Source organism: Exilibacterium tricleocarpae, assembly GCF_007004655.1.
Taxonomy (GTDB): domain Bacteria; phylum Pseudomonadota; class Gammaproteobacteria; order Pseudomonadales; family Cellvibrionaceae; genus Exilibacterium; species Exilibacterium tricleocarpae.
Window position 1 is genome coordinate 1 of sequence record NZ_ML660134.1, and the last position, 5178, is coordinate 5178.

The window sequence follows — 5178 nt, forward strand, 5'->3', positions numbered from 1 at the left end:
GCTACGAGGGTCACGATCAGCGCTGGGCGTCCATTCACAGCGATGAGCAGGTGATGGTGGCCCAACACCCGGAACTCGGCCCCGATGACCGGGTCCTGATCGATACCGGCGAGGGCGATCAAACCGTTTACGGCCGTGAAGACAATCCCAATGACTTTATTGTACGGGGGGGCGAGAAAGAGTTTATCGGGGGCCACAAAGACGACACCTTCACGGTCCTGAGCGAGCATACCGCCTCCTCGGGCCGGTTTGACGGCGGCGAGGGTGAGGACACCCTCAACGTCAGTCAAGCCGGCGACCTTCACGAGGATGCCACCGGTTACACCGTGGATCTCGAGGCTGGCTATCTGGCGCAGAACCTGACCGACGGGGACGGCAATCGCGAAGCGGACAGGTTGTATGACCTGGAGCATATCGAGCACGCGGTGGGCCACGGAGACATGGCCGATACGTTGATTGGTACCGACGGCAACAACCGCCTGGACGGTCAGGGCGGCGGAGACACCTACCACGGGGGTGAGGGTGACGATCTGATGGTCGTGCGCCCTGGCGACGAGGCCCATGGTGGCCAGGGTAACGATGTCTATAACATCATCGCCGATATGGAGTCAGAACGGATCGATATCCACGAGGCACGCAGCGACGACGATAAGAATCTGGTGGTGCTGGATCATGAACTCGACGCTGTGCACGCCTCAGAGCTTGAGGAAAGCGGCCCCTACAGCCACGATCTGGTGACTACCTACGGCGACGACAAGGAAGCGCAGGCAGTGGCCTATAACGATTACTACCGCGAAACCACCGACGGGCAGTACTTCCGTACCAACACCATGAATCGACTCACCGACGACGGGTTTATGCTCATCGAGGGCGGGGAACGCCTGATCGACAGCCCCGAGTCCCATACCGATGAGGCGATGGCTGTGTACTTGCCGGAGGCCGACGGCCGTTCCCTTCACGGCAGCCTGCACCTGGACAAGGAGAGCGGTGAGGTCTCCATCGGAGAGGACGGCGATGATGACCGGCGTTCTGTGGATGTCCCGGCGCATGTGGAGGTGGCCCCCGTCGGCTCCCACAATGATGACGTGATCAGGGGTGACGATGGCGATGACTATCTCGAGGGCGGTGGCGGCAACGATGAGTTGGTGGGCCGCGGTGGCAACAATGGCTATGACGTGACCCTGTATGACCCGAACCGGGAGGTCTACGAGGCCCGCCGGGACAAGGATGAGGCGCTGGCCAGCGAGGGTGTGATCACGCAGGACGAGGATGCCGACGAGCCCCACTGGGATGTGCCCGACGATTATGAATTTGAAAATACGACCCAGACAACCGTGATTGATAACAGTGGTGCCAACCAGGGCCATCTGAATATGGGCGGGGTGAACCGTGACGACATTCAGTTTGAACGCGACGGCGATGCCCTGATCATTAGTCCGGACCGTGCAGCATTCGAGGAACGGGAGAAGCAAGCCTGAGCAGCAAGAGGCGGCGCGGGAGCGGGCCGTGACTGAGGAAATGCTCGAGACACTATTGCCGTTTAACCCAATGCTGAAGTTGTTCAGTCCAGAGGGACCTGAGGGCACGGTTGAGGAGCTACAACAAACCCCGGCGTCGGCTTTCTTGAGTGAGGAGGAGGCGTTGGAGGACTGGCGCTACCAAGACGACGACACCTGGACGGAGGTGCGGGTCGAGGGTTTTTATGAGGCAGAGGCCACTCCGTTTGCGATGGTGGACGACAGTGGCCAGGTGTTTGACCTGCGCTATGACGGTGAGGGTGTGCAGGTGACGGACACCGGTCAGACCATCGAGCAGGCGCCCCCGGCTGAGGAGGATTACAGTCACGTTGAGTTGAAGGAGGAGCAGCAGACTGGTGAGGAGAGCAGTGAGCAGGCTCCGGCTGAGGGAGCCCCGGTCTCTGGAGAGGCGGGGGCCACAGCTTTAGCCGGCACCGGCAGTCTGGCCAGCCAGTATGAGGACGCTGTTGCAGCAAAGGAGGAGGCTGCCTAAAGGGGTGTCGCTATTTTGGGACAGAGTAGTAGACAAGAAATAGAGGCAATTGATCAGGAGAGAGAAGAGGATGAATACCGTCAACCCGAGTGACTCAATCAGGAATGGCTACCTGGAGGTTTACCATGATCGATTGGAACGCGCTAACAACACCCAGGACCCTGCATTAAAGCAACACTTCCAAACTGAATTAGCCGCGATACAGCAGACGCTTGATGCGCTGGGAGGACAGGGCGGCCAAAGCCCGGTGCCGGGTGGAGGGCCTCAGGCGCCCGGCCAGGTTCCCCCGAGCGGAGCAAGTGCGGGTCCGAGCGATGGGCAGGGTGATGGCCTTGGAGGTGGCGATGCTGGAGGCGTCGACCCGGGACCTCAAGGCCCTGGCGATGGTGAGTATGACGCAATAGTAGAAAAATATGCGCAACAGTATGGTATTGACTCCGCTGTTATGAAAAGTCTAATGGCCAAGGAAAGTCAGGGTGATACCAACGCCGTGTCCTCGGCGGGAGCCGTAGGATTGCTCCAGCTTAAACCCGCAACGGCTTCCGAGATGGCAGGCCGCCAGATTTCGGCCGAGGCGCTTAAGCAAGACCCGGAACTGAATATCCAACTCGGTACTGCATACCTGGCCAGGATGATTGATGAAAAAGGCAGTTTGGAAGATGCGCTTGGCGCCTACAATCAAGGCCCGAATGCCGACTGGCGCTCCAGCGCGGAAGGTCGGGATTATGTAAAGTCCATCATGGAATCCTTGCAAACGGGTCAGCTTCCAAGCTGGGGTTGATGCATACCGCTGATAAGGGGTAACGCGCTTTCACTGCCTGCCCTGGTGAACCTTGCATGGCCGGGTGAGGTTACTCCGGCTTTAACGCCGCCTATTCCTGGATTTTTCCGTCTAGCTATTTATTAAGCCTTAGGACATTCGACATATTGTGTGGGGTGCCCGCCTTACCTATTCTGTCCCTCCAGTCATTACCAGACTACTTCAACTTACAGCACAAATGGCATTTTAATATTCAATCGGGCTATTTTTACAACATAGGAGCAGGCACATGGCAGACAGAATACGGAATGAGCCAAACACCTCATCGACAGGGTCAGGTTCGAGTTCGCCTGCCCAAGCGAGTACCCCTGATCCGGAGTCTGTAGCCCAATGGCAACAAGCCAGCGAAAATACCTCGCAACAGAGCAGTGATGTCGACTCTTCGGACGAGGGCTTCACATTATCGGTAGTCTCGGACATACAGGAGCAAGAACAAGAGGCTCTGGCAGGACCCAGCCAGGAGCCCGCTGCCAGTGCGTTAAATAATGACAACGAGGCCGACACGGAAATTCGGATGAGCGAGCTTCTGGAGGCTGACCGGGAAAGGCATTTGGCCATTATGGGAGATCTCCGCTCAGTGATTATGGATATAGCAGATGGAGACGAGTCAGTCCGTGAGATAGCCCAGAGGCTGAACCAGTCGGCTATGAGACATGAGGAGGCGCTGCAGGAATTCATTAACCGTGAGGGAAATGATGGGAGGACACCTGATAATTTTCGTTATAGAGGTAGAGATTTGATGCTTGCGGGCCATGAGCTGGAAGTAGACACCGATAGGTCGCTCAACATGACGGACTTTAGAAACCAGATCAGAGAGGCCCGCCCAAGGGGTGCTCGCAACGCTAATTCTGTGGAGTTGGAGGTATACCGGCGACAGCTACAGAACATCTCAGCATATATCGATATTTTCAGGGGTGGCATCAGCCTACCCGCTGATATCCGTGCAGAAGTCGACGATATGATGCATCGCTTTGAGCAGGATGTTTCGGGACCTTTCGTGCGGCTTATTGAGCTCACAACCGAGAGGGATAACTCAATACGTCAGCTTAGGTCAGCAACGTTCAATGCACTTCAGCACTCTATGCGATTTAGCACGTTGGATATGAATCGCGCCTTCGACCTGGGTAAATGGCAGGGACGTATCCAGGATGCCCCGCAGGCAGGTGACCTTTATCAAGAGCTGGAGATGCATCGGGGGGCGATACAGGAGGTTAGGGATGCTACTGCTTATATGGGCGAGAACTTTGGTTTATCGGATGAGGTTTATCATCTTGCCCTGGACCTGGCAAATACAGCGGAGTTTCATCGAGGACAGGCTTCTCGCTACACAGAAGAACGCACGGGTGCAAGTGGTGACATGTATAATAGAATAGAACATCACCTGGCAGAGATTGATAATCTGCGAAATTTTATATCGAATCAGTTAGAGCTTTCTCTTTCAGCGGATTCGTCACCACCAGACAACGACGCGTGGAACCTGTTCAATATTGGGGAATTTATGCTTCGTAACAGCGACAGTGTTGATACCCACCTTGACCCCAACCGGCATTTGGCCGCGATACGGCAGATGCACAACTATGTTGCGTTTATAGCTGACAACCCTGTTGCACCTGATAACCTCCGCCGGGAGGCCATCAATATATTGAACTCGGAAAGAGGAATACAAGGTGAGATTCCAGGCCGGCTTCTAGCGCATGAACAGGCACTTGATGCACCTGTAAACAGTGTGCAGCCCCTGCCTGATGATTTTTATGAAACAACATTGAATCTCGGTGAAAGAATAAATCATTTGCAAGATAATTTTCAACGCCACTTAGGTGGAGAGCCATATCTACCCGTATACCGTGCAGATTCTGAGGACCCGCCACCCCTCCCCCCTTATACCCGTTCGGATTTGCCGTCTTACAGTCCACCCCCTTCCTATACCGAAACTGAGTCTTCCCCTTTGGATGATGCACCGCGTAGTAGGTCAGGCTCGAATGAGTACCCGGAATCCTCTAATCAGGCCGATAGATCGTCTCCCACTGAGGCACCAGTTGAGCCCAGCCACCGACCTGGCCCTTCAGACACGCATGATATTGGCACATCGCCCCACGCAGAGGAGGGTCGCGTCTCCCAGGGGGATGCAGCGGATACCGGTGTAGACGGTGCGGGTAATAACAACCCTCGCATCATGCGTGTAGAGATTGATCCGGAAATCACCTCGCGCGGGGTACAACAAGGGGTATTGGACTTGAATGCCCGCAAGTCTGGCGAGAAGAAGCCGGGTCAAAGTGGTACTGACCCTGTGTTGCCGGTACCGCCGCCGGCGTATCCGGAGGCTCTGGCGGTGCCGCCCGCTTATACGG

Annotated in this window: 3 protein-coding genes and 1 pseudogene; all 4 read left to right on the plus strand. The window is 56.0% G+C overall.

All coding sequences use genetic code 11. The features are described from left to right. Window positions 1-1478, plus strand: a pseudogene (locus FKG94_RS28890) (hypothetical protein); the annotation flags it as partial. 28 nt (window positions 1479-1506) lie between these two features. Next, window positions 1507-2010, plus strand: a complete 504-nt coding sequence (locus tag FKG94_RS28365; RefSeq protein WP_142930321.1) for a hypothetical protein — start codon at window positions 1507-1509, stop codon at window positions 2008-2010. 70 nt (window positions 2011-2080) lie between these two features. After that, window positions 2081-2791: a transglycosylase SLT domain-containing protein gene (locus FKG94_RS28370; protein WP_142930322.1), complete on the plus strand. Its 711-nt coding sequence runs from the start codon at window positions 2081-2083 to the stop codon at window positions 2789-2791. A 268-nt stretch (window positions 2792-3059) separates the two neighbouring features. Further along, window positions 3060-5178, plus strand: a 2119-nt coding sequence (locus FKG94_RS28375; RefSeq protein ID WP_142930323.1) for a hypothetical protein, incomplete at its 3' end; no start/stop codon positions are given.